Annotated in this window: 23 protein-coding genes; 11 read left to right on the forward strand and 12 right to left on the reverse strand. The window is 66.7% G+C overall.

Annotated features, from left to right (window positions below):
* Positions 1-297 precede the first annotated feature (297 nt).
* From ABGN05_RS05285 to ABGN05_RS05305, 5 genes are all read right to left on the reverse strand, one after another.
* On the reverse strand, positions 298-1,956 hold the full coding sequence (locus ABGN05_RS05285; protein WP_367952926.1) for a thiamine pyrophosphate-binding protein: 1,659 nt from the start codon (positions 1,954-1,956) through the stop codon (positions 298-300).
* Positions 1,953-3,128, reverse strand: coding sequence for a CaiB/BaiF CoA transferase family protein (locus ABGN05_RS05290; RefSeq protein WP_367952927.1), 1,176 nt, complete (start codon positions 3,126-3,128; stop codon positions 1,953-1,955). The genes ABGN05_RS05285 and ABGN05_RS05290 overlap by 4 nt, the downstream gene beginning before the upstream one ends.
* A 102-nt stretch (positions 3,129-3,230) precedes the next feature.
* Positions 3,231-3,701, reverse strand: coding sequence for a type II toxin-antitoxin system VapC family toxin (locus ABGN05_RS05295; protein WP_367952928.1), 471 nt, complete (start codon positions 3,699-3,701; stop codon positions 3,231-3,233).
* Positions 3,701-3,940, reverse strand: a complete 240-nt coding sequence (locus tag ABGN05_RS05300; protein ID WP_367952929.1) for a type II toxin-antitoxin system Phd/YefM family antitoxin — start codon at positions 3,938-3,940, stop codon at positions 3,701-3,703. Before ABGN05_RS05300 ends, ABGN05_RS05295 begins: the two co-directional genes overlap by 1 nt.
* Positions 3,941-4,014: 74 nt before the next feature.
* Entirely contained in the window at positions 4,015-4,947 is a 933-nt protein-coding gene (locus tag ABGN05_RS05305; RefSeq protein WP_367952930.1) for an alpha/beta fold hydrolase, read from the reverse strand.
* Between the two features lie 155 nt (positions 4,948-5,102).
* On the opposite strand from ABGN05_RS05305, the gene ABGN05_RS05310 reads away from it, so the two are divergent.
* Positions 5,103-5,363 (forward strand): DUF982 domain-containing protein, encoded by a 261-nt coding sequence (locus ABGN05_RS05310; RefSeq protein ID WP_367952931.1) that lies wholly within the window; start codon positions 5,103-5,105, stop codon positions 5,361-5,363.
* A 43-nt stretch (positions 5,364-5,406) separates the two neighbouring features.
* On the opposite strand, the gene ABGN05_RS05315 is transcribed toward ABGN05_RS05310, so the two are convergent.
* Positions 5,407-5,559, reverse strand: coding sequence for a hypothetical protein (locus ABGN05_RS05315; RefSeq protein WP_367952932.1), 153 nt, complete (start codon positions 5,557-5,559; stop codon positions 5,407-5,409).
* A gap of 324 nt (positions 5,560-5,883) precedes the next feature.
* On the opposite strand from ABGN05_RS05315, the gene ABGN05_RS05320 reads away from it, so the two are divergent.
* From ABGN05_RS05320 to ABGN05_RS05335, 4 genes are all read left to right on the forward strand, one after another.
* The gene (locus ABGN05_RS05320) at positions 5,884-6,849 is read left to right on the forward strand and encodes an ABC transporter substrate-binding protein (RefSeq protein WP_373695897.1); all 966 of its coding nucleotides are present in this window, start codon (positions 5,884-5,886) and stop codon (positions 6,847-6,849) included.
* Positions 6,850-6,870: 21 nt separating this feature from the next.
* Positions 6,871-7,659: an ABC transporter ATP-binding protein gene (locus ABGN05_RS05325; protein WP_367952934.1), complete on the forward strand. Its 789-nt coding sequence runs from the start codon at positions 6,871-6,873 to the stop codon at positions 7,657-7,659.
* Positions 7,656-8,438 carry an ABC transporter permease gene (locus ABGN05_RS05330; protein ID WP_367952935.1) on the forward strand — a complete coding sequence of 261 codons (783 nt, stop codon included), beginning with the start codon at positions 7,656-7,658 and terminating at the stop codon, positions 8,436-8,438. Before ABGN05_RS05325 ends, ABGN05_RS05330 begins: the two co-directional genes overlap by 4 nt.
* 114 nt (positions 8,439-8,552) lie before the next feature.
* Complete coding sequence (locus ABGN05_RS05335) at positions 8,553-9,554, forward strand: ribonuclease T2 family protein (protein ID WP_367952936.1); 1,002 nt, start codon at positions 8,553-8,555, stop codon at positions 9,552-9,554.
* A gap of 10 nt (positions 9,555-9,564) precedes the next feature.
* Here ABGN05_RS05335 and ABGN05_RS05340 read toward each other — a convergent pair whose 3' ends face one another.
* Positions 9,565-10,251 (reverse strand): SDR family NAD(P)-dependent oxidoreductase, encoded by a 687-nt coding sequence (locus tag ABGN05_RS05340; protein ID WP_367952937.1) that lies wholly within the window; start codon positions 10,249-10,251, stop codon positions 9,565-9,567.
* Between the two features lie 129 nt (positions 10,252-10,380).
* Positions 10,381-12,393, reverse strand: a complete 2,013-nt coding sequence (locus ABGN05_RS05345; RefSeq protein ID WP_367952938.1) for a DEAD/DEAH box helicase — start codon at positions 12,391-12,393, stop codon at positions 10,381-10,383.
* A gap of 234 nt (positions 12,394-12,627) precedes the next feature.
* On the opposite strand from ABGN05_RS05345, the gene ettA reads away from it, so the two are divergent.
* Positions 12,628-14,277 (forward strand): energy-dependent translational throttle protein EttA, encoded by a 1,650-nt coding sequence (gene ettA / locus ABGN05_RS05350; RefSeq protein WP_367952939.1) that lies wholly within the window; start codon positions 12,628-12,630, stop codon positions 14,275-14,277.
* Between the two features lie 49 nt (positions 14,278-14,326).
* On the opposite strand, the gene ABGN05_RS05355 is transcribed toward ettA, so the two are convergent.
* On the reverse strand, positions 14,327-14,731 hold the full coding sequence (locus ABGN05_RS05355; RefSeq protein WP_367952940.1) for a cupin domain-containing protein: 405 nt from the start codon (positions 14,729-14,731) through the stop codon (positions 14,327-14,329).
* A gap of 87 nt (positions 14,732-14,818) precedes the next feature.
* On the opposite strand from ABGN05_RS05355, the gene ABGN05_RS05360 reads away from it, so the two are divergent.
* The 5 genes from ABGN05_RS05360 to ABGN05_RS05380 all read left to right on the forward strand — a co-directional run bounded on the left by ABGN05_RS05360 (position 14,819) and on the right by ABGN05_RS05380 (position 19,672).
* The gene (locus tag ABGN05_RS05360) at positions 14,819-15,727 is read left to right on the forward strand and encodes a LysR family transcriptional regulator (RefSeq protein ID WP_367952941.1); all 909 of its coding nucleotides are present in this window, start codon (positions 14,819-14,821) and stop codon (positions 15,725-15,727) included.
* 570 nt (positions 15,728-16,297) lie between these two features.
* On the forward strand, positions 16,298-16,702 hold the full coding sequence (locus ABGN05_RS05365; protein WP_367952942.1) for a hypothetical protein: 405 nt from the start codon (positions 16,298-16,300) through the stop codon (positions 16,700-16,702).
* Positions 16,703-16,938: 236 nt separating this feature from the next.
* Positions 16,939-17,724, forward strand: coding sequence for a trans-aconitate 2-methyltransferase (gene tam, locus ABGN05_RS05370; RefSeq protein ID WP_367952943.1), 786 nt, complete (start codon positions 16,939-16,941; stop codon positions 17,722-17,724).
* Between the two features lie 194 nt (positions 17,725-17,918).
* A complete protein-coding gene (locus ABGN05_RS05375) occupies positions 17,919-19,040 on the forward strand; it encodes a beta-ketoacyl-ACP synthase III (protein WP_367952944.1) in 1,122 nt (373 codons plus the stop codon).
* Between the two features lie 14 nt (positions 19,041-19,054).
* Positions 19,055-19,672 (forward strand): MOSC domain-containing protein, encoded by a 618-nt coding sequence (locus ABGN05_RS05380; RefSeq protein WP_367952945.1) that lies wholly within the window; start codon positions 19,055-19,057, stop codon positions 19,670-19,672.
* A 4-nt stretch (positions 19,673-19,676) separates the two neighbouring features.
* Here ABGN05_RS05380 and ABGN05_RS05385 read toward each other — a convergent pair whose 3' ends face one another.
* The 3 genes from ABGN05_RS05385 to tsaA all read right to left on the reverse strand — a co-directional run bounded on the left by ABGN05_RS05385 (position 19,677) and on the right by tsaA (position 22,143).
* Entirely contained in the window at positions 19,677-21,248 is a 1,572-nt protein-coding gene (locus ABGN05_RS05385) for a tetratricopeptide repeat protein (protein WP_367952946.1), read from the reverse strand.
* An 80-nt stretch (positions 21,249-21,328) separates the two neighbouring features.
* Positions 21,329-21,643: a DUF2293 domain-containing protein gene (locus ABGN05_RS05390; RefSeq protein ID WP_367952947.1), complete on the reverse strand. Its 315-nt coding sequence runs from the start codon at positions 21,641-21,643 to the stop codon at positions 21,329-21,331.
* On the reverse strand, positions 21,640-22,143 hold the full coding sequence (gene tsaA, locus ABGN05_RS05395) for a tRNA (N6-threonylcarbamoyladenosine(37)-N6)-methyltransferase TrmO (protein WP_367952948.1): 504 nt from the start codon (positions 22,141-22,143) through the stop codon (positions 21,640-21,642). The genes ABGN05_RS05390 and tsaA overlap by 4 nt, the downstream gene beginning before the upstream one ends.
* Between the last annotated feature and the right edge of the window lie 23 nt (positions 22,144-22,166).

The raw sequence follows: 22,166 nt of genomic DNA on the forward strand, positions 1-22,166 counted from the left end.
TCGACGGTGCTGTCTTCCTGCTCCTCGGCTTGGGGTACGAGAAATCGGCGCCACCACTCGCGCTTCAAAAAAGCCTCCCGCAGACTCGAGCTACTCGTCGTCTTCTGCGGAACAGCCGCGCATGACTTCATTCCCGCAGCTAACTTCCATATGGCCGCTCCAAAGCCACAGCTGGGTGCGCGAGGAACGGCGGCTTTCGGGAAGCCGTCCGTGATCTGCAAACTACAGAGATGCAGGCAATACGGACTTCGAAACGGAATTCGCGATCCCGCTCCGGTTTGCGTGCTCGTTCGCCCGCTACTGCGCCTGCTTCGCCGCCCTGATCTCGGTCAGCGACTTCGTCGGCGTGATTGCCTCCGGGTCGAGCTTCACATGGACGATTGCCGGCATGCCGCTTGCCCGGGCGCGCTCGAAGGCGGGGGCGAATTCATCGGTCGTGGCAACCGTCTCGCCATGGCCGCCGAAGGCGCGGGCGTAAGCCGCGAAGTCGGGATTCTGGAGGTTCGTGCCCGAGACGCGGCCGGGGTATTCCCGCTCCTGGTGCATGCGGATCGTGCCGTAGATGCCGTTGTCGAGGATGACGACGACGATTGGCGCGCCATGCTGGACGGCGGTGGCGAATTCCTGGCCGTGCATGAGGAAATCGCCGTCGCCGGCCCACACGATCACCTCGCGGTCCGGGAACATCGTCTTGGCCGCAACGCCGGCCGGCAGGCCGTAGCCCATCGAGCCCGAGGTCGGCGCGGCCTGGGTGTTGAAGCGGCGGAAGCGGTGGAAGCGGTGCACCCAGGTGGCGAAATTGCCGGCGCCGTTGCAGATGATCACGTCTTCGGGCAGCACGGTTTCCAGCCACTCCATGACCTTGCCCATATGCACGTCGCCCACGCCCTTTTCGGGCGGGGCCGACCATTCGAGATAGCTCTGGTGCAGTTCCTCCGTGCGGTTCGCCCAGACGGGCGTGGCCGAGGGCGCGGTCGCGGCGAAGGCGTGCGCGAAAGCGGCCGGCGTGGCGTTGACGGCGACGGTTGGCCTGTAGACGCGCCCGAGTTCCAGGGGATCGGGATAGACGTGAACCAGCTTCTGGTCGGGGTAGGGGCTCTTCAGTAGCGTGTAGTCCGAGGACGGCATCTCGCCGAAGCGGCAGCCGACGAGCAGCACGAGGTCCGCCTCCTTGATGTAGCGGCCGAGCTTCGGGTTGACCCCGATGCCCACGTCTCCCGCGTAGGAGGAATGAAGCTGGTCGCACAGCGCCTGCCGGCGGAAGGAACAGCCGACCGGCAGCGCCCAGCGTTCCAGTGCGCCGCACATGGCCTTGACGGCGCTCTCGGTCCAGCGCGTGCCTCCGAGGATGACGAAGGGACGCTTCGCCTCGCCGAGCAGCCGTTCCACCTCGGCCATCTGGGCCGGACCAGGCCAGGTCTCGACCAGCGTGAAGGGCAGGACCGCCGGCGCCTCGACCGTGTCCGTCAGCATGTCCTCCGGCAGGGCGACGACCACCGGGCCCGGCCGACCGGAGGTGGCGGTCGCGAAGGCGCGCGTGACCAGTTCGGGAATGCGCGCCGCATCGTCGATTTCCACCACCCATTTGGCGATCGAGCCGTAGAAGGCCCGGCAGTCGACCTCCTGGAACGCCTCGCGCTCCCGGTTGCCGCGCGCAACCTGGCCGACGAAGAGGATCATCGGATTGGAATCCTGCCGCGCGATGTGCACGCCGGCGGACGCATTGGTGGCGCCGGGCCCGCGCGTGACGAAGCAGATGCCGGGCCTGCCCGTCAGCCGGCCCTCACAGTCGGCCATCATGGCGGCGCCGCCTTCCTGCCGGCAGACGATGTTGCGGATCTTCGAATCGTGCAGTGCGTCAAGCACGGCGAGATAGCTCTCGCCCGGCACCGAGTAGATGCGCTCGACGCCGTTCGCCTCGAGGGTGTCGACGATGAGCTGGCCGCCGGTTCTCATGCGTTCTTCTTCTCCAGTTCGTCCAGAATCTCTTGCGTATGCTCGCCGAGGCGGGGCGATGGGCGGTCGTAGGTGAGCGGCGTGGCCGACATCAGCATGGGCGCGCGCACCGAAGGCAGGCTGTTGCCGTGACGGTCGTCCAGGTCCATGCGCATGCCGCGCGCAATCGTCTGCGGGTCGGCGAACATCTTTGCGATGTCGTTGATCGGGCTCGCCGGCACGCTCGCGGCTTCCAGCTTCGCAAGCAGCGGCTCGCGCTCCCATTCCGCCAGCACCGCTTCAAGATGCCGCCGCAGGCGTGACCGATTGGCGACTCGCGCCGGGTTGGTCGCGAAATCCGGATCGGCGGAGAGATCATCCCGACCTACCACCCTGCAGAAGCGCTGGAACTGGCCGTCATTTCCGGCGGCCAGGATGATGTGCCCGTCCTTGACCGGCAGCACCTCGTAGGGCGCGATGTTCATGTGGGCGTTGCCCATCTGCACCGGCGCGACGCCTGAGACGAGATAGTTGAGGTTCTGGTTGCCGAGCACCGAGATCTGCGTGTCGAACAGCGCCATGTCGATGAACTGGCCCTCGCCGGTCCTCTCCGCATGCCGCAGCGCCGCCTGGATGGCGATCACCGAATAGAGGCCGGTGAAGATGTCGGAGATGGCGACGCCGGCCTTCTGCGGCTCGCCGCCCGGTGCGCCGGTGATCGACATCATGCCGGACATGCCCTGGATGATGAAATCGTAGCCGGCGCGCGGCGCATAGGGACCTGTCTGGCCGAAGCCGGTGATGGAGCAGTAGACGAGGCGCGGGTTGATCGCCTTCAGGCTATCGTAGTCGAGCCCGTATTTCTTCAGGCCGCCCAGCTTGAAGTTCTCGATCAGCACGTCCGCCGTTGCGATCAGCTTCTTCAGCGTCTCGGCGCCGTCCGGCTTCGAAAAATCGAGGGCGACCGAACGCTTGCCGCGGTTCGTGGAGTGATAGTAGGCGGCCGAAAGGTTCTCCCCGTCCTGCCCAGTAACGAAAGGCGGGCCCCATTTGCGCGTGTCGTCCCCGCCGTCGGGGTTTTCCACCTTGATGACGTCGGCGCCGAGATCGGCCAGCAGCTGCCCGGCCCACGGGCCCGCGAGGATGCGGGCAAGCTCGATGACGCGGATGCCGGAAAGGGGAGGCGGGGACATGGGAGTGAGCGGCTCCAGGCGAACGATGCCGCGTGCCTAGCAGATGCGGGCGGCGGCTGTCACGCCGCGCTTTGCCGCGTCACGGATTAGCCCGGGTTCCGGTCAGAGGTCCGCCCAGCCATAGCCTTCGAGATCGATTCCCGGGCCGATCTGTATACCGAGGAGCCGGCCCTCCCTGATCATCGACTTGTCCAGCGAGAGGATTTTCACGCATTCCCTGTTGCGCGCGATGGCGAGATGCAATGCATCCGGTGCACGCAGGGCCGTCTCCGACCTTCGGAGCATCTCAATGGCCGCCAGTTGGTCCGCAACGAGCGTGGGAAATAATCGGAAAGAATGGGCGACCAAGCGGTCGAACATCGCCTCGGCGCTATCCGTCTGATCCAGGCTCATGATCTTCATGCGCCGTTGCCGTGCGAGCAAGGAACTGAATTCGACGCGGGTCCAATGACTGGTCGCCAATGCGCCGGCTGGCAAGGCGCGCACGAATTCGGCGACGGCTTCGCTGTTTGCTTCCGGTAGGAAGAGTGGGGCGAGATCGGAGGTATCGAGATAGCAGATAACAGCAGCCATCAAAGCCCTTCATCCCGCATAGCACGGATCATACTGGCGCTCGGCTCCGGCAATCGCGGCATGCTCTCCCGGAATGCGGCGAGTTCCTCGAAGGGGATCGGTTTCTTCACGGTCTCGGCGGCGGATATCTGCGCCACCGGGCGGCCGTGCCGGGGAATCACGAAGGTCTCGCCGGTCTCCACGCGATCCAGGAAGCTGCTCAGGCGAGCCTTCGCATCCGCCAGGCTGATCGTTGTCATCGATCATACTCCATTTGGTCACCGGATTGGTCATATATGGCACGAGCAGGGGCTCTTCGCCAGTCGCCGGTCTTTCAACAGACGACCCCCTCCACCCACCGCACAAAATCCCCCGTCACCTCCTCGCGGTTCACCTCGTTCAGGCTCTCATGCCGCGTCCCCGCGTAAACCGTTGAAGTCAGATTCGAAAAACCCATCGCCTCCATCCGCCTGGCGAGGTTCCTCGTCGCCTTGCCGCCGTCGGTCGCCGGGTCCTTCTCGCCACCCACGATCATCACCGGCAGGTCGCGGCGGATGCCGGAAAACTTCGCGTCGTCTGCACCCCCGAAGATGAGATCGAACACGTCGCGCCACATTGAAACCGAAGCGTCCCAGCCGCAGAGCGGATCGGCGACGTATTTATCCACCTCGGCCGGATCGCGCGACAGCCAGTCGAACTCGGTCCGCCGGTCGGGGATCCCCTTCGCCCAGGCCTGGAAGGTCAGCTTCGGCAGGATGCGGGAGGGGACGTCGGAACCCAGCCGGAATCTTTCCCACGCGAGAATGGCGCGCGCCGCTCGGCCCGCGATGCCGGCCGAAAAGTTGGCGTTCCAGACCGCGGCGGCGGCGACCCGGTCGGAATGCTCGAGCAGGAAATTCAGCGCGATCAGCCCGCCCATCGAATGGCCGAACACGATCACCGGAATCCCCGGCATCTCGCGCGCGATGTGGTCGTGGACGGCCAGCACGTCGGCCACCACCTTCTTTGCGCCGTTCCCGTCGCGCGAAAATATGCGCGGCGGAGCGTCCGGCGCGCGCGTCGCGCCGTGTCCTCGATGATCGTGCGCGAAAGTCGCGATGCCGTGGTCCGCCAGATGGTCGGCGAAGCGGCCGTAGCGGGCGGCGTGTTCGGCGAGCCCGTGGTTGACCTGCACGACGGCGCGGAGGGGGCCTTTCGGGCGCTTGCCGTAAAGGTTCAGCTGCGCGCCCGACGGTGCGGAAATTTCGGCTTTTTGATCGAAAGGCATGGGGTCCCCCTGATAGGGACAATTCGTCAGGAACGCGGCCGCGTCAACAGAATCGCAGCGCGTCTGCCGGGACAAAAGCGGCGATTGCGGCGTCGTCGTGGCAGGTGAGGCGTCATGAGCCTCGCTTTCGCCATCCCGATGGTCTATGAGCGGCCATGCAAAAAAATCATTTCGAAGTACCGGTGACCGTCAAGGCGGGCAACGAGGGCGACAGCAAGGTTCTCTCGTCACCGCGCGAAGCCTCCGACTTCCTCCTAAACAACTGGCAGGGAAAGAGAAGCGCGAAGCACCGCGCCGCGCTTCAGGCTTGCCACGATGCGGTCTCGAGCGGCAAGCCGGCCATGACGGCCAGGCGCGCTTTCGTCGCGGCGGCGCGCGAGGCCGATCTTCTGTTGAGCGACAAGGTTCCGGGCTGACGGACCCCGGCCGGCCAACTGGCCGGCTGGTCTTTCCCGCGTCCTACTTGTCTTCCGTCGAGGTGGATTCTGTTTCCGCCTCGGCTTTGTCGCGTTCCTTGGCAGCAGCCTTCGCGGCCAGCTTCTCGGCCTTCTTCGCCGCCTTCTGGCGCTCGCGTTCCTTCCGCTCGAAGTCGTAGTTTGGTGTACGCGCCATATCGTGTCCTTTCGTGAATCCCCCCTTGCCTACGGATTTGCGGACGCGATTACAACAGTCTGCCGCCTATGGGGTCCTCGGGCCGAACGACGATGTGACGCCAGGCTTCCCGCCGTCGGCGCGTGACGCCCGAATGCCCACCGATTGTTCACTTGGCCGTCGTGCAAAAACCTTGGGCAGAACGCCACTTGCCAAGATGGTTCTGCGATGTTTCATTGACACCGAAGTCAATCCCTTCGGAGTGTGCCGATGTTCCTCACCAGACGCGTTTTCTCGCTTGCCACCGCGACCATCCTGTCCGCCGCCGCGCTCAGCGCCGCCGGCATGCACGCCGCCCAGGCGCAGACCGACGTAAAGTTCACGCTGGACTGGAAGTTCGAGGGACCGGCGGCGGGGTTTCTGCTCGCGATCGACAAGGGCTATTTCGAGGCTGAGGGCCTGAACGTAACGATCGACACCGGCGCGGGTTCGCGCGAGTCCATCCCGCGGGTCGCCACCGGCGCCTACGATATGGGATTTGGCGACATCAACGCGCTGATTAAGTTCCTCGACGAGGATCCCTCGCAGAAGGTCGAGGCCGTGATGATGGTCTACGACAAGCCGCCCTTCGCCGTCATCGGACGCAAGGCTCAAGGCATCACCGAGGATCCGAAGTCGCTGGAAGGCAAGAAGCTCGGCGCGCCGCCGCCGGACGCGGCCTTCGGACAATGGCCGGTCTTCGTCGAGGTCGCCGACATTGATACCTCCAACATCACGATCGAAAACGTCGGCTTCCCGGTCCGCGAGCCCATGCTGGCGCAGGGGGCAGTGGACGCGATCTTTGGCTTCGCCTTCTCGAGCGTGCTCAACCTCAAGGCGCAGGGCATCCCCGAAGACGACATCGTCACCATTCTGATGGCCGATCACGGGCTCGACCTCTACGGCAACGCGATCATGGTCAACGAGGATTTCGCCGCAGCCAATCCCGATGCGGTCAAGGGCTTCCTGAAGGCGCTGGCGAAGGGCTTCGCCGATGCCGTCTCAGATCCCGCGGCGGGTGTCGACGCGGTCATGTCGCGCAACGAGATCCTGACCAAGGAGATTGAAATCGAACGGCTGGAGATGGCGAATTCGATGAACATCAACACGCCATGGGTCGCTGAAAACGGGTTTGGCGGCATCGACGAGGAGAAGTTGGCCAAGTCGATCGAGCTCCTGAAGGTCTCGATGGGCCTGAAGGGCAACGTGACGGCCGCCGACGTCTTCGACGCGAGCTATCTGCCGCCCAAGGAGGAGCGGATGCTCCCCTGATCCGACAGCGGGGGCTCGGGGATGCAACCGCTCGTCACGATCGAGCACGTCGACATGCGTTATGGCGGCCCGGAAGGGCTGCTCGCCGTGCAGGATCTGACACTGTCGGTCGCCAAGGGTGAGTTTGCCGCGGTGGTCGGTCCGTCCGGCTGCGGCAAGTCCACGCTCATGAAGCTCGTGACCGGCCTCTATATCCCGCAGGGAGGCTCCGTCGTCGTGGCTGGCGAGCGGGTCACCAAGCCGGTCTCCATCGTCGGCATGGCGTTCCAGAACCCGACCATGCTGCCGTGGCGAACGACGCTGGACAACATCCTGCTGCCGCTGGAGGTGGTGCAGCGCCATCGCGGCAGGCTGCGCGCCCACAAGGCGGAATACGTCGCCAAGGCGGAGGCACTGCTGGAAACGGTCGGCCTCAAGGGTTTCGGGCAGAAATTTCCCTGGCAGCTCTCGGGTGGCATGCAACAGCGGGCAAACCTGTGCCGGGCACTGATCCACGAGCCCGACCTCCTGATGCTCGACGAACCCTTCGGGGCGCTTGATTCCTTCACCCGCGAGGAACTGTGGTGCGTCATCCGTGACCTGCATGCCGCGCAGGGCGTCACGATCGTGCTGGTCACGCACGATCTGCGCGAGGCGGTCTTCCTCGCCGACCGCATCTTCGTCATGAGCGCGCGGCCCGGCCGCGTCATCGAGGAACGCAAGGTGCCGTTCGCGCGGCCACGCGATCTCGAACTCATGTATGAGAAGGAGTTCAACGACGTGGTGCACGAACTGCGCGGCTCCATCGCAGATGCGAGGAAGGCTGCATGAGCACCCCCCGCGCAGGCATCGACTGGGTGAAGGCTGCTCCGTGGCTCTATACGGCGACGCTCTTCGTCGTCTGGGAAGCGGCGGTGCGGGCCTTCGACATACCGCAATACATCCTGCCGGCGCCGACGGTGATCGCCGGCGCCATCGTGCAGTACTGGTCGGCGATCTGGAAGAACTCGCTCCAGACCCTCTACACGACCCTGGCCGGCTTCGTGCTCGCCGTCGTGGGCGGGCTGGCGCTCGGCATCCTCGTGGGCTGGTCGCGCTTCATCTATGCGGGGCTCTATCCGCTGATGGTCGGCTTCAACGCCATCCCCAAGGTCGCGCTCGTCCCGGTGCTGGTCATCTGGTTCGGCATCGGCACGATCCCGGCCGTACTGACCGCCTTCCTGATCGCCTTCTTTCCGATCGTGGTGAACGTCGCCACCGGCCTCGCCACCATCGAGCCGGAGATGGAGGATGTGCTCAGGGCGTTGGGCGCCAGGAAGATGGACATCATGCTCAAGGTCGGCATCCCGCGCTCGATGCCGTATTTCTTCGGTTCGCTGAAGATCGCCATCACACTGGCCTTCGTCGGCTCGGTCATCTCCGAGACGGTGGCGGCCAATTCGGGCCTCGGCCACATGATGCTCGGCGCGCAGTCGCAGTTCAACGTGCCGCTGGTCTTTGCCGGCCTGGTCATGCTGGCGATCGAGGGCATCGTCATGTACGCCATCATGGCGTGGATCGAGATGCGCATGACCGGCTGGGCACACAGAAGCCAGACCATGGGGGCCTGAGCAGGGGCCACTGCGAGGCGCGGGCGTCCTGCCGGGACTGTGTGGCGCGTCACATATCGCGCATGGGTCATGGTCTAGGGTGAAGCCACTCGAAACATCCCGAGGGAGATCGCCATGCGCGCGTTCGGGCTCCAGGCCTTTGCCGTTCTGATCGTTCTTTTCCCGTCAGCCACCAGAGCCGAGGTTCGGCTCGAAGGCTGGTTCATCGCCGAGCAGGAATGCGCCGCCACGCAGTCGATCCGCACCGGCGCCAATCCGGGCGGTGTGACAACCGAAGTCCGGCACGCCTACGACATGCTCGCGGGCAACAAGGAATCCCCAAGCCATTACCTGATCCGCGTCCCGGGCGCGGAGCCGGAACGGCGCTGGGTCGCGGCCGGGTGCGGCGTCCATGCCGTTGCCGCTAAGTCGTCACCGACCCCACCTGACAATGGCGGCGGAGGACAGCCGCAGCGCGTCGATTTCGTGCTCGCCGCAAGCTGGCAGCCCGGCTTCTGCGAGACGCGTCCGGACAAGACCGAATGCACCACGCAGACGAACGGGCGCTTCGACGCCAGCAACTTCTCCCTGCACGGGCTCTGGCCGCAGCCGCGCAGCAATGTCTACTGTCAGGTGGCGCCGGACGTCGCGGCCGACGACAAGGCGGGCCGTTGGGAGGCCCTGCCGGAAGTGACGCTCGACGGCGACACCCGCTCGGAACTGGACAAGGTCATGCCGGGCACGGCCTCGCTCCTGGAACGCCACGAATGGGTCAAGCACGGCACCTGCTACGGCGACACGATGGAAGAATATTTCGCCGATTCGCTCGCCATCATGAGCGATCTCAACGCCTCGGCCGCGCGGGAGCTTTTTGCCGAGAACGTCGGCGCAACGCTGACGGCCGTTCAGATCCGCGAGGCCTTCGACGCATCTTTCGGTCCGGGTGCCGGATCGCGCGTCCGGGTCAGCTGCGTCACCGACCCGTCGAACGGGCGCCGCCTGATCGGCGAGATCACGATCGGCCTCTCGGGCGAGATCGACGACGAGGCAAATCTCTCCGACCTCATCTTCGCCGCCACGCCGACCGACGACGCCGGCTGCACGCAGGGCATCGTGGACGCCGCCGGCCTGCAATAGGGCAGGGCCGTCAGAACGTCTCCACCCAGGGCCGCACCTCGATCTCCCAGGACCACGCGCTGCGGTCCTGGTCGATCAGCTGCATGTAGGTCTCGGCGATCGCATCCGGGTCCAGCATGGAATCGGGCTTGTCGGCCGGCTCGGTGCGACCGGGATTTCGGATCGCGCCGTCGATGACCACGTGACCGACATGGATGCCCTTCGGATGCAGTTCGCGCGCCATTGACTGGGCGAGCCCGCGCAGCGCGAACTTGCCCATGGCGAAGGACGCTGACTGCGGATAGCCCTTCACGCCGGCCGAGGCGCCGGTGAACAGGATTGCGCCCTTGCCGCGCGGCAGCATGCGCCTTGCCGCCTGCTGCGCCACCAGGAAGGCACCGTAGGCGGTTACCTGCAGCGCCTTCTGGACCTCGCCCGGATCGATGTCGACGAAGGGTCCGCGCACCCAGTAAGAGGGGTTGTAGATTGCGACCTCCAGGTCGCCGCCCATCTCATCAACCCGCCCGAACAGCGCCTCGACATCCCCGACGTTCGCCGCGTCGCAGGGAACCGTCACGCCGTTGGTCTCGGCCGCCAGCGGCTCGAGCTTGTCCACCTTGCGGGCGGCCAGCACCAGCTTCATGCCCCGCGCGGCGAGCTTGCGCGCGAGCGAAGCCGACAGGCCGTCACCCACTCCGACGATCAGTGCGGTCGACATTTGTCTTTCTCCCCTTTGAGGCGCCGGACACCATTCGGGACCATCCGCGTCATCGGGGCAAGGGGCGGACCGCGAAATTTCCGAGAGCGGCTTTCAAAGTCCGCGCGCGGTCAGTTCTGCGGGTGCGGATCAGCTACCCGAAGGTTTCCGCTTTGCCCTCTTCTCGGCCTTGCGCGCGAAATCAGGCTTGCCCTTGTCCTTGGACGGCTTCTTCTTCGGCCCCTTGCGGAACGGCGCAGCGTCGTCCGTGCGCGCGGGCGGCGCCTCGTCGCGGCTTGGCGCGGGCGCGGGTCGGTCGGGCCGATCCGTGCGGGCAGGGCGCTCCTTCTGCTTCTTCCAGTCGGGCCGTGGGCCGGCGTCTTCGCGTGCGCCGGTTCGTGCCGGCCGCTCGTCGCGTGCCGGCCTCTCCTTCCACTCGCTCCGCTCCCGGCGCGGGCGCTCGTCGGTCCTCGGCGGACGGTCCTGCCGGTCGCCCTTGCCCCAGGCCTTGCGCGGCGACAGGTCGGGCATGCCGTCGAGCCTGGTCAGGCGGATGTCGTTCTGCAGCATGCCCTTGGGGCCGACAGCCTGCATCAGCGCGTCGGCATGGCTCGCCGCGATCTCGACGAAGGTCTCCTCGGGCTGCATCCGGATCGCGCCGATCTCGGCCTTGGTGATCGCGCCGGTGCGGCACATCAGCGGGATCAGCCAGCGCGGCTCGGCGTTGCGGCGGCGGCCGACCGAGAGCGAGAACCACACCGTCGGGCCGATGTCGCGGTCGCGCGGACGCGGAGCGTCTCCGAACGCGGGCTGGTCGTGGTCGCGCCGCACGCGCGCCTTCGGGTCGACCGGCACGTCGGCCAGTTCCTCGGGCGCCGAGCGTCCGGCGCGCCACAGCCGCAGGAACGCGGTGGCGACCTGGCCCGGCGCATGCTGCGCAAGCAGTTTCTCGACCGCCTGCGCCTCGTCCTCGTTCGTGGGTTCCACCAGAGCACTGTCTGCCAGAAGCCGTTCCTCGTCGCGCGCCGCCACGTCGTCGGCGTTGGGCGCCGCGACCCAGACCGGTGTGATGTTGGCCGTCATCAGGGTGCGCTCGATGCGCCGGCGCGCCGGCAGCGGCACGATCAGGGCCGAGACGCCCTTGCGTCCTGCCCGGCCGGTACGCCCCGAACGGTGCAGCAGCGTGTCGGGATTGGTCGGCAGATCGGCATGGACGACGAGGTCGAGATGCGGCAGGTCGATGCCGCGCGCGGCGACGTCGGTGGCGATGCACACCTTCGCGCGGCCGTCGCGCATGGCCTGCAGCGCATGGGTGCGCTCGCTCTGGCTCAGTTCCCCCGACAGCGCCACCACCGGGAAGCCGCGGTTGTTGAGCCGCGCCGTCAGGTGGTTCACCGCCGCGCGCGTGTTGCAGAACACCAGCGCGTTGCGCGCCTCGTGGAAGCGCAGCACGTTGACGATGGCGTTGTCGCGGTCGTGCACGGCCACGGGATGGATGCGATACTCGATGTCTGCATGCTGCTCGCGCGCGCTCTCGGTGGCGATGCGGATGGCATTGCGCTGGTAGTTTTCCGCCAGCGTGGCGATCGGCCTCGACACAGTCGCCGAAAACATCAGCGTGCGGCGTTCCTCAGGCGCGGCCTGGAGGATGAACTCCAGGTCCTCGCGAAAGCCGAGGTCCAGCATCTCGTCGGCCTCGTCCAGCACCGCCGCGCGCAGTTCGCTAAGGTCCAGCGCGTGGCGCGTGATGTGGTCGCGCAGGCGGCCCGGCGTGCCGACCACGATATGGGCGCCACGTTCCAGCGTGCGGCGCTCCGAGCGCATGTCCATGCCGCCGACGCAGGAGGCGATCTGCGCGCCCGCCCCGGCATAGAGCCACTCGAGTTCGCGCTTGACCTGCATGGCGAGCTCGCGCGTCGGCGCGATCACGAGGCCGAGCGGCGCGCCGGGATCGCCGAAGCGCGCGGCGTCTCCAAGCAGCGTCGGCGCCAGCGCCAGCCCGAAGGCGACTGTCTTGCCGGAGCCCGTGCGGGCCGAGACCAGCGCGTCGGCGTCCTTCATCTCGGGCGAAAGCATGGCTTCCTGCACCGGGGTGAGCGTCGTGTAGCCGCGTTCCTGCAACGCGGCGGCGAGCGTCGGGACGACGCCTTCGAAATCGGACATGATCTACTTTCGGGGTATGTGGCCCATGGAGCGGCGTCCGACGAACGGACCCCGCCTGCGCGCGGCGAAATCCGTCGCGGACAATCTTGCGCGCCTGATAGTCCTTGTCCGCGCCAATGTACAGTGCGTGTCGCGCATGGCAGTCCGTCGGCATTGCCCCGCGCGGCGGTTTCGCCTACATAGCGCGCACAATTTCAGCCTTTCCCTCTTATCCGACGGAGTGCGACGCGCCCCATGGCACGCCAGTTCATCTATCACATGTCCGGCCTCTCCAAGGCCTACGGCGCCAAGAAGGTGCTGGAGAACATCCACCTGTCCTTCTACCCCGAAGCCAAGATCGGCATCCTGGGCCCCAACGGCTCGGGCAAGTCGACCATCCTGCGCATCATGGCGGGCGTCGACAAGGAGTGGCAGGGCGAGGCCTGGCTGGCTGAGGGCGCCACCGTCGGCTACCTGCCGCAGGAGCCGGACCTCGATCCGGCGCTCAACGTCTTCGGCAACGTCATGGAGGGCGTGAAGGCCAAGACCGCCATCATCGAGCGCTACAACGAGCTGATGATGAACTATTCCGACGAGACGGCCGACGAGGCGGCCAGGCTCCAGGACGACATGGACCGGCTGAACCTGTGGGACATCGAGCAGCAGGTCGAGATGGCCATGGAGGCGCTCGGCTGCCCGCCCAAGGAGGCCGACGTCACCAAGCTGTCGGGCGGCGAGCGCCGCCGCGTTGCGCTGTGCCAGCTTCTGCTGCGCCAACCCGACCTGCTCCTCCTCGACGAGCCGACCAACCATCTCGACGCCGAAACCACGGCGTGGCTTGAAAAGCACCTGCGCGCCTATCCCGGCGCCGTGATGATCATCACCCACGACCGCTACTTCCTCGACAACGTCACCGGCTGGATCCTCGAGCTCGACCGCGGCCGCGGCATCCCCTACGAGGGCAACTACACCGCTTATCTGGAAGCCAAGGCCAAGCGCCTGAAGCAGGAGGGCCGCGAGGACGACGCCCGCCAGCGGGCGATCGCGCGAGAGCGCGAATGGATCGGCTCCAGCCCGAAGGCGCGCCAGGCCAAGTCCAAGGCCCGCATCGCCGCCTTCGAGCAGCTGCTCGAATCGGCCGACAGCCGCCGCCCGTCGGACACCCAGATCGTCATTCCGCATGGCGAGCGGCTGGGCAACGTCGTCATCGAGGTAGAGGGCCTGTCGAAGGGCTATGGGGACCGCCTGCTCATCGACGACCTCTCCTTCAAGCTTCCGCCCGGCGGCATCGTCGGCGTGATCGGTCCCAACGGCGCCGGCAAGACGACGCTGTTTCGCATGTTCACCGGCCAGGAAAAGCCGGACAACGGCTCCGTGCGTATCGGCGAGACCGTCAAGCTCGGCTATGTCGACCAGAGCCGCGACACACTCGACCCCAACAAGACCGTCTGGGAGGAAATCTCCGGCGGCGCCGAGGTGGTCAAGCTCGGCAAGTACGACGCCAACACACGCGCCTACTGCTCCTCCTTCAATTTCCGCGGCCAGGACCAGCAGCAGAAGGTCGGAAATCTCTCCGGCGGCCAGCGCAACCGCGTGCACCTCGCCAAGATGCTGAAGACCGGCGGCAACGTGCTCCTGCTCGACGAACCGACCAACGACCTCGACACCGAGACGCTGGCGGCACTCGAAGACGCGCTGGAGAATTTCGCCGGCTGCGCCGTCATCATCAGCCACGACCGCATGTTCCTGGACCGCATGGCCACCCACATGCTCTCCTTCGAGGGCGACAGCCACGTCGAATGGTTCGAGGGCAATTTCGAGGACTACGAAAAGGACAAGATCCGCCGCATGGGCCCGGATGCGGTCAACCCGCACCGGATGACGTACAAGCGTCTGACAAGGTAGGGCCCCATTCCGGCGCGAGCTCCGGCCGTTCCGGGGAGATCGATTCGAGTTAGGCCGCGTCCGCGAAAGGGGTATCCGGCTCGCAGACGTAAAACAGCGCCATGCGCGCCGGACCCGTTCCCCGGTTCGAGCCGGTCATCCTGATGCCGGCCGGCTCGACGAAGACCCCGCCGGCCGCGATCTCAACCTGCGGGCGGTCGTCCAGCGCCAGAGTGAACGTGCCTTCCGTGACATAGACCGTCACCGGAAAGCGGTGCGAGTGGTAGGGCGTCACGTCGCCCGGCAGCAGCGTCGCGAAGAGCACCCGGATCTCCTGTTCCTCCTGCCGCGGAAGGGAGCGGACCACCTCGCGGTGAAGCGGCGTGAGCTTGGCGAGCCCGCTGTCGCTGGCGCTACGGGTGACGCCCACGTCCAGCGCGGCGATCATGGTTTCGATGCTCGTTTTCTCGTGCATGGTCGGTTCCTCCTGTCATACTGAGGAGACGCTAGCGCGGCGCCGCTTCATGCGGCAGCAGCGAGTTTGCGGAAGCCGGGCGCAAAAATGCATAACCTGCCGATGTTGAACTGGTCCGACCTGCGCCATCTCATCGCGGTTGCCCGGCATGGCAGCACCCTGGCGGCGGCGAAGGCCCTCGGCGTCAACCAGTCGACGGTCCATCGCCGGCTGGCGGTCCTGGAATCGGCGCTCGAGTTGTCGCTGGTGCGGCGCGAGCCGACCGGGTACCGGCTGTCGGAGATCGGCGAAACCCTGATCGATCAGGTGCTCGCGGTCGAGACTTCCATCGCCGTGCTGGAGCGTCAGGTCGACGCGCTCAAGAACGACCTTCGCGGGGTCGTGCGTCTGACCTGTCCGGAGCCGACCGTCCCGCGCATTGCCGCGACCGGCCTCATCGACCGTTTCCACCAACGCTATTCCGGCCTTGCCGTGGAATTCGTCACGAGCGACCGATACCTCGATATCGCCAAGGGCGAGGCGGACGTCGCCTTTCGCTCGGGAGAGCCCGTCGACGACTCCCTCGTCGGCCGCAAGATCTGCGATTCCGTATGGGCCGTCTACGCCAGCCGCGCCTATGTCGCGCGGCACGGACGTCCGGCTAGCGTCGCGGGGCTGGGCCATCATGCTCTGATCGGCTTCGACGGCATCATGAAAAACCACCGGGCCGCCAAATGGCTCGCCGCCGTGGTGCCGGACGCGCGCATCGTGAGCCGAAGCACCGGCATGCTGGCGACCGTGTCGGCAGTGAAGTCGGGGGTCGGCGTGGCGCCTCTTCCCACGACGCTCGGCGATGCCGAAGTCGATCTCGTCCAGGTGCTGCCGCCGGTGGCTGAACTGACGCGCAGCTGGTACGTCTTGACCCATCCGGACCTCAGGAAGACACCCCGCGTGGCGGCCTTCGTCGACCACGTGCTGTCCGACATCGAAGGCCTGCGAACCGCGCTCGTGGGATGAGGACCCGGTCGCCCGAAGCCGCAGCGCCGCCCATCGAGGCTGACGCGCATATCATGCGGTCCGAGGACGATTTCGTCGCCCAGGAGTAAGACCGAGCCACTGCATCGGATCACAGCCAAGGGGATGGCGCGGCAGACTACGCGCAAAAAGCGACCTAATCCGGTTCGTAGACCGCGGCAAGCGACGCCCCTCATCCGCCCTTCGGGCACCTTCTCCCCGTGAACGGGGAGAAGGGGACAGCCGCGATGTCGCCGCCCGACCTGGGGCATTTGCGATTCGCCAGGCCTCGATGAAGCCCCCTTCTCCCCGTTCACGGGGAGAAGGTGCCCCGAAGGGGCGGATGAGGGGCAGGGCGAAGGTCGAAGGTGCACGCCGTTCGTAGACGCTATCTTGCCGATATTCCCCCGACAGTCCTTACTCACCCGCCCGCGGGGACGACGCGCATGCCGAATGGTTCGAGGGCAATTTTTCGTCGCCGCCACGGTCGGCGAAAAAGAAAAATCCGAGAAATCTGTCCACGTCCCCTGCCACCCGAGCCACAATCCCCGCCGGTGACGGAAAGGCCGCGAGATGGATGTGCAGGCTTCAGGCGGAGGAGACAAGACGCTGCGGCGCATCGTTGCGCTGTTCGTCTCCCTTGCCGTCCTTGCCGAGCGCGCCGCCGGGCGGTCGTTTCCCGTCCGCTTCCTCGTCCTGTGCTTCCTGCGGCGCGCCGAAATCGTGGCGACAGGGTATGTGCTGGAAGGGCATGGCGTGCCGCCGTCGGCTTTTGTGGAAAACGCGGCGGCCGGGAACGATCCGGCGGATGCGCTCCTGCTCGCCGCGCGCTTCCGGGCACTGGCCGCCGCGCTCGTCCTCCTTCTGCCTGCCGGGAGCTCGCGCGATTGCCGGCCGGCGCGCCTCGGTTCGCTCGGGGAAAAGGTCCTGCCCGACGCCAGCCATGGTTTGAAGCTCGCGCCAAACGACACGTCGTGAATCGCGATCCGCGCGGCCGGCGGCGATCTCCGCCAAGAATTCGATCGAAATATCGTGCCGGCCCGCGTCGGCGCGCCCCTTTTCCTATGGACCAAACCGGCGTAAAGGGCTGCCCGAAAGGGGTGCCGCCGCGAGGCGCGCGCCGGCGGCGGCAACGAGGCGTGTCGTGCAGGGCGCGACCTGCGTTTCCGTCACCCTCCAGCAAGGCACGTCTTCCACCGCCGCGAGGTCCATCGATGAGTTCTTCTCCCTCCCGTCCCGACTGGTCGGCCGCGCAATATCTCAAGTTCGAGGACGAGCGCACGCGGCCGGCGCGCGATCTCCTGGCGCAGGTGCCTGTGGCGTCCCCCCGGCGCGTGGTCGACATCGGCTGCGGGCCCGGCAACTCGACGGAGCTTCTGGTGGAGCGCTGGCCGGACGCCACGGTCACCGGCTTCGACACCTCGCCGGACATGATCGAAAAGGCGAAGAAACGCCTGCCCGGCGTCGGCTTCATGCTGGCCGATGCCGCGGCCTGGGAGCCGGCCGAGCCGGTCGACGTGATCTTCGCCAACGCCGTCTTCCAGTGGCTGCCCGAGCATCCGGCGCTGCTTGCCCGCCTCATGGGCTTCCTCGCGCCGGGCGGGGCGCTGGCCGTGCAGATGCCCGACAACCTGACCGAGCCGAGCCACGTCCTCATGCGCGATGCGGCCCGCGCCATGCCCTTCGCGGCCAAGATGGAAGGCGCGGCGCGCGATCCGCTGCCGCCCGTGCGCCACTACTACGACGTCCTGAAGCCGCTCGCCGCGCGGTTCGACGCATGGCACACGGTCTACAACCATCCGCTCGACGGGGCTGGCGCGATCGTGGAGTGGCTGAAGTCGACCGGCCTCAAACCCTTTCTCGATCCGCTCTCGCAGGACGAGCGCGGCGAGTTTCTGGCGGCCTACGAGGCGCGGATCGCGCAGGCCTATCCCGAAACCTTCGACGGCAAGGTGCTGCTGCGCTTCCCACGGCTTTTCATCGTTGCGACGAAGGGTTAGACCTGCCGCCCGGCTCCCGCCATGGAAGATGCACCGCCTCTCCAAAATGCCGCGCCTGGCGAGACTTCGATCGATCCTGGCGCGATCGCGCATTGTGTCTTGTCATTAAATCGGCATAAACCGCGCAGACGCAAAGATTACCCAATGCGGTCTTCCGAGTCCGCGGCCCGCGTCGCGGACAGGACAAGTCGAGAATGAAACGCGTCATCATAAGCGGGATCGGCGTCACGATCCCGGAAGCCGCCATCACCAACGAGGAACTCGTCGCGAGTTTCAACACCTGGGTGGACCTGGAGAACGGCCGCCGCTCGGCGGCCGGCCTCGACCCGCTGCAGAAATCGAGCGCGGAGTTCATCTACCACGCCTCGGGCATCAAGGCCCGCCACGCGCACACGCCCGACGGCATCCTCGATCCGGACCGCATGGCGCCGCGCATTGCCGCGCGCGAGGACGACGATCTCTCGGTGCTCGCCGAGTTCGGCGCCAGTGCTGCTCGCCGGGCGCTGGAGGACGCGAAGGTCGACGCGGCCGACGTCGACCTCGTCGTCTGCGCATCCTCGCATCTTCAGCGCATGTATCCCTCGATCGGCATCGAGATCCAGAAGGAGATCGGCGCCAACGGCGCGGCCTTCGATCTCTCGCTCGGCTGCTCGTCGGCGGCGGCGGGGCTGCACGTGGCGTTCAACCTGGTGCGGGCAGGGGCGCACCGGCGCGCGCTGGTCGTGACGCCGGAGCTGATCACCGCAAACCTCAATTTCCGCGACCGTCAGACCCACTTCATCTTCGGCGACGCGGCCGCGGCGATCCTGCTCGAGACCGTCGAGGACGGTGTGGAACGTGCGGGCCGGTTCGAGGTCATGGACACCCGCAACTGGACGCAGTTCTCAAACAACATCCGCTCCAATTTCGGCTATCTCAACCGCGTCGAGGAAGACGATCCGAGCCGCGTGCCCACCGAGGGCAAGCTGATCAAGCAGCAGGGCAACAAGGTCTTCAAGGACGTCACCATCGCCAGCCACCGCTTCATTGTCGATTTCCTGGCCGAGCACGGGCATACGCCCGACACCATCCGGCGCTTCTGGCTGCACCAGGCGAATGCGCGCATGAACGCCATGATCTTGAAGCTCGCCTTCGGGCAGGAGGTGGGCCACGACCGCGCGCCGATGGTGCTCGACCGGCTGGGCAACACGGCCGCGGCCGGCGCCGTGCTGGCGCTCGAGGAAAACCACCGCGACATGAAGCCCGGCGATTTCGGGCTCCTGTGCACCTACGGTGCCGGCTACTCGATCGGCGGCGCGTTGCTCAGGATGATGTGAGGGCGGGTTCGGAGATGCAACTCCCGCTCATGCGCTTCGACGACGAGGTCGAGATCGTTCCCGCCCGGAAGCTTCTCGCAAAGGTGGCGGCGGTACTGGTGGCCCCGTCCGATCAATTCGCCACGCGTCCCGTGGAAGTGCTGGAACTCGGTTTCGACGGCGTGGCGGGAGACTTCCACGCCGGCGCCACGCGCCGCTCGGGCGGCCGCGAGCCCTGGTATCCGCGCGGCACGGAAATGCGCAACGAGCGCCAGGTCTCCATCGTCGCCCCGGACGAACTGGCGGTCATCGCCGCGGGCATGAACCTTCGAGAAATTCGTCCGGAATGGATCGGCGCCAACCTCGTGATCGACGGTATCCCCCGGCTCTCGATGCTTCCCTTCGGCACACTGCTGTTCTTCAGGGGCGGCGTGACGCTGAAGGTCGACGGCCAGAACGCGCCCTGCCGTCTGGCCGGCCGCTCCGTCGCCGAAAATGCAGGGATGCCCGATCAGGAAGCCGGGGCGCTGCTCTTCCCGAAGGTCGCCAGACGCCTGCGCGGGCTCGTCGCCTGGGTGGAGAAGCCGGGCCGCATCGCTGCGGGCGAGGACGTGTCGGTGCGCATCCCCGAGCAGTGGATCTACCGGCCTTAGGACTTCACCCGGACAGAAGCTCGATGAACTTTTCCGCCACCGGGCGCATGGGCGAGTCCGTGTCGAGTTCGAGGAACTTCCGGTAGGCCGCGACGGCTTCCTCCTTTCGTCCGGTATCGCGCAGCCCGTCTCCCATCGACAGGTAGATCTCCGCATTCGCCGGGTCGAGCGCCTGCGCTTCGCCGAGCACCGCGAGCGCTTCCTCCTGCCGTTCCAGCCGCTGCAGGCATCGCGCCTTCTGCAGCCGCGGTTCGACGCTCGCGGCGTCCAGCGCAATCGCCCGGTCGAACCGGACGAGGGCCTCGTCGCAGCGCTTCAGGATCGTCAGGATGCGCCCGTGCGCGATCTGCGCCTCGGCATCCGAGGGCGCATAGTCGGCCGCGTCGCGGTAGGTCTTCTCGGCCGCCGCATAGTCCTCGCGCACCAGCTGCCCCGCGGCCAGGAAGGCGAAGGCAGGCAGGTAGCCGGGATCGATCTCGAGCGCCCGCGCCAGCATGGCCTCGGCCTCGGCGCCGCGGCCTGCGTCCATCAGGATGCGTCCGGCGCGTGCAAAATAATGCGGGTTCAGCGGGTCGAGTGCGGCGGCGTCGGTGAAGTATCTGACCGCACCGTCCACGTCGCCCGCGCCGATGGCCAGTTCGGCGTAGCCTTCCACCGCGCGCACGTCCTTCGGATCGAGCCGGGCCGCCGCGTCGAAGGCCGCCCTGGCGCCGTCCGCATCGCCGCTCTCGCGCAGGACGTTGCCGAGATTGGTACGGGCAATGACGAAGTCCGGGTCGAGTTCGAGCGCGGCGCGGTACTCGGCGATCGCGGCGGGCAGGTCTCCCTGCGCCGTCCTGATATTGCCGATCAGGTTGTGCGCCCACTTGGCGTCCTTGTGATGGGACCGGATCAGCTTTCGCGCCAGGATCGTCGCGCGCAGGGGCTCCTTCTCCGAGCTTGCGGCGATGGCGACGAAGGGATCCAGCACCGCCATCACCCCGGCCGCAGCCTCGCGGAAATAGCTCCGTTCGGGCCGCTCTCCGACCGGCGGCAGGTCGACGATCTCGACGTCGCCACGCACGATGCGCAGCCGCAGTTGCATGCCGTCCCGGCCGCATTCGGGCGTCGCGCAGACGAACTCGCCGGCGATCCGCGTCTCGTAGGCGTTGAAAAGCCTGCGCAGGTGGTAGATCAGCGATTCGAAGGAAAAGCCGGAATCGGGGAAGGAGAACTCGACGCGCCGCGAATCGGGCAGGGCGGTGATGCTCTCCTTGGCCGTGCGGGCCTCCACCACGACATCGTGCAGACCGTCCCAGAGCCGGCTCGCGGCAACTTCGGCGGTGAGGCCCTGCGCAGCCATCGCGTCCGGAACGGCGATCGGCTCGATGATGACCTGCTCGCGCCTGAACTGGCTGACGAGCACGGGAAGCAGGATCACCAGCATCAGCAGGAAGAGGGCGTTGAGGAAGACGGTCCTCAGGCTGGTCGAGCGGGTCTCGAGGTTCGGTAGCGAAAAATACTCGCGGATGCGCGCCCGGACGTCCGGCCTCGCTGATTGTTCCCCGGTCTGGGGCTTACGCCTTTGGCGCGCCATGCCGTCTCTGTCTCCGCACGCGTTTCACGCCCTGCTGATGGAGACAGTTACGACATTTTTGCGGCCGCTCAAGCGACATGTCACTCGTCGTCCGCGCCCGGCTCGAGCAGACGCGTCGCGCGCCAGCGGGTCAGAACCGCGTTGATCTCGTCCACCACGAAGAACCGCGCCGCGTCGCGGTCGTAGCCTTCCGCCAGAAGCTCGTCGTAGGCGGTGTGCTCGTGACGGACATGGGCGACGGCGGATAGCCAGACCGCCGTCGAGGCGGGAAGGGTCTTCAAGTGCGGGGCAAGGGCATCGGCGCGGATTTTCTCGATGTCGGAATAGGGAGCCGCCGGAAGCAGCAGGGTCAGGGCTTTTCCGACGGCGCGCTGGCGACCGGTGCGCGCAATCACGATCCGGCCCGGTCCCCCGGCCGCGTCGCGTCCGGGAAGGCATCGATGGAGGCGAAGTAGGGCTTCAGATCGACGACCGGTGTGCCGTCCAGCACGTCGATGGCGTCGATGCCGACGACGCCCGCGGTCTCGTCGATGCTCACGATCCTCGCGACATGCATCCCAATCGGGTTCGGACGGGCAGGAGACCGCATGGAAAACACGCCGCGCGGTGCAGGCGCATGCCGGGGCGCCTGGATGATCAGGTTGCGCGGCGAGCGGTCGAGCCATGTCAGGATCACCACATGGCTGTAGCCGCTCAAGCCGAGCAGGCCGCGACGGTAGGTCTCGTCCAGTTCGATGCGTGCCGGCTTCCCGGTCTCGCGCGCGGCCGCCATGTTCTTCGGGCATTCGGTCCGGTCCGTCCACGGCGAGTGCACCCGGCCGATGAAGACCACCCCTGCATCCGTGGCGACGTCCGCCGGGTCCCGGGCCAGTTCCACTTCGCCTTCGCGCTTCATTGACCACTGCCTCCGATGGGGTC

Source organism: Aquibium pacificum (assembly GCF_040839445.1).
Lineage (GTDB): Bacteria > Pseudomonadota > Alphaproteobacteria > Rhizobiales > Rhizobiaceae > Aquibium > Aquibium pacificus.

Excerpts from the sequence above, each read along its gene's own strand:
- ABGN05_RS05285 (WP_367952926.1), bottom strand. The coding sequence starts at position 1,956 with ATGAGAACCGGCGGCCAGCTCATCGTCGACACCCTCGAGGCGAACGGC.
- ABGN05_RS05290 (WP_367952927.1), bottom strand. The coding sequence starts at position 3,128 with ATGTCCCCGCCTCCCCTTTCCGGCATCCGCGTCATCGAGCTTGCCCGC.
- ABGN05_RS05295 (WP_367952928.1), bottom strand. The coding sequence starts at position 3,701 with ATGGCTGCTGTTATCTGCTATCTCGATACCTCCGATCTCGCCCCACTC.
- ABGN05_RS05300 (WP_367952929.1), bottom strand. The coding sequence starts at position 3,940 with ATGACAACGATCAGCCTGGCGGATGCGAAGGCTCGCCTGAGCAGCTTC.
- ABGN05_RS05305 (WP_367952930.1), bottom strand. The coding sequence starts at position 4,947 with ATGCCTTTCGATCAAAAAGCCGAAATTTCCGCACCGTCGGGCGCGCAG.
- ABGN05_RS05310 (WP_367952931.1), top strand. The coding sequence starts at position 5,103 with ATGCAAAAAAATCATTTCGAAGTACCGGTGACCGTCAAGGCGGGCAAC.
- ABGN05_RS05315 (WP_367952932.1), bottom strand. The coding sequence starts at position 5,559 with ATGGCGCGTACACCAAACTACGACTTCGAGCGGAAGGAACGCGAGCGC.
- ABGN05_RS05320 (WP_373695897.1), top strand. The coding sequence starts at position 5,884 with ATGCACGCCGCCCAGGCGCAGACCGACGTAAAGTTCACGCTGGACTGG.
- ABGN05_RS05325 (WP_367952934.1), top strand. The coding sequence starts at position 6,871 with ATGCAACCGCTCGTCACGATCGAGCACGTCGACATGCGTTATGGCGGC.
- ABGN05_RS05330 (WP_367952935.1), top strand. The coding sequence starts at position 7,656 with ATGAGCACCCCCCGCGCAGGCATCGACTGGGTGAAGGCTGCTCCGTGG.
- ABGN05_RS05335 (WP_367952936.1), top strand. The coding sequence starts at position 8,553 with ATGCGCGCGTTCGGGCTCCAGGCCTTTGCCGTTCTGATCGTTCTTTTC.
- ABGN05_RS05340 (WP_367952937.1), bottom strand. The coding sequence starts at position 10,251 with ATGTCGACCGCACTGATCGTCGGAGTGGGTGACGGCCTGTCGGCTTCG.
- ABGN05_RS05345 (WP_367952938.1), bottom strand. The coding sequence starts at position 12,393 with ATGTCCGATTTCGAAGGCGTCGTCCCGACGCTCGCCGCCGCGTTGCAG.
- ettA (WP_367952939.1), top strand. The coding sequence starts at position 12,628 with ATGGCACGCCAGTTCATCTATCACATGTCCGGCCTCTCCAAGGCCTAC.
- ABGN05_RS05355 (WP_367952940.1), bottom strand. The coding sequence starts at position 14,731 with ATGCACGAGAAAACGAGCATCGAAACCATGATCGCCGCGCTGGACGTG.
- ABGN05_RS05360 (WP_367952941.1), top strand. The coding sequence starts at position 14,819 with ATGCATAACCTGCCGATGTTGAACTGGTCCGACCTGCGCCATCTCATC.
- ABGN05_RS05365 (WP_367952942.1), top strand. The coding sequence starts at position 16,298 with ATGGATGTGCAGGCTTCAGGCGGAGGAGACAAGACGCTGCGGCGCATC.
- tam (WP_367952943.1), top strand. The coding sequence starts at position 16,939 with ATGAGTTCTTCTCCCTCCCGTCCCGACTGGTCGGCCGCGCAATATCTC.
- ABGN05_RS05375 (WP_367952944.1), top strand. The coding sequence starts at position 17,919 with ATGAAACGCGTCATCATAAGCGGGATCGGCGTCACGATCCCGGAAGCC.
- ABGN05_RS05380 (WP_367952945.1), top strand. The coding sequence starts at position 19,055 with ATGCAACTCCCGCTCATGCGCTTCGACGACGAGGTCGAGATCGTTCCC.
- ABGN05_RS05385 (WP_367952946.1), bottom strand. The coding sequence starts at position 21,248 with ATGGCGCGCCAAAGGCGTAAGCCCCAGACCGGGGAACAATCAGCGAGG.
- tsaA (WP_367952948.1), bottom strand. The coding sequence starts at position 22,143 with ATGAAGCGCGAAGGCGAAGTGGAACTGGCCCGGGACCCGGCGGACGTC.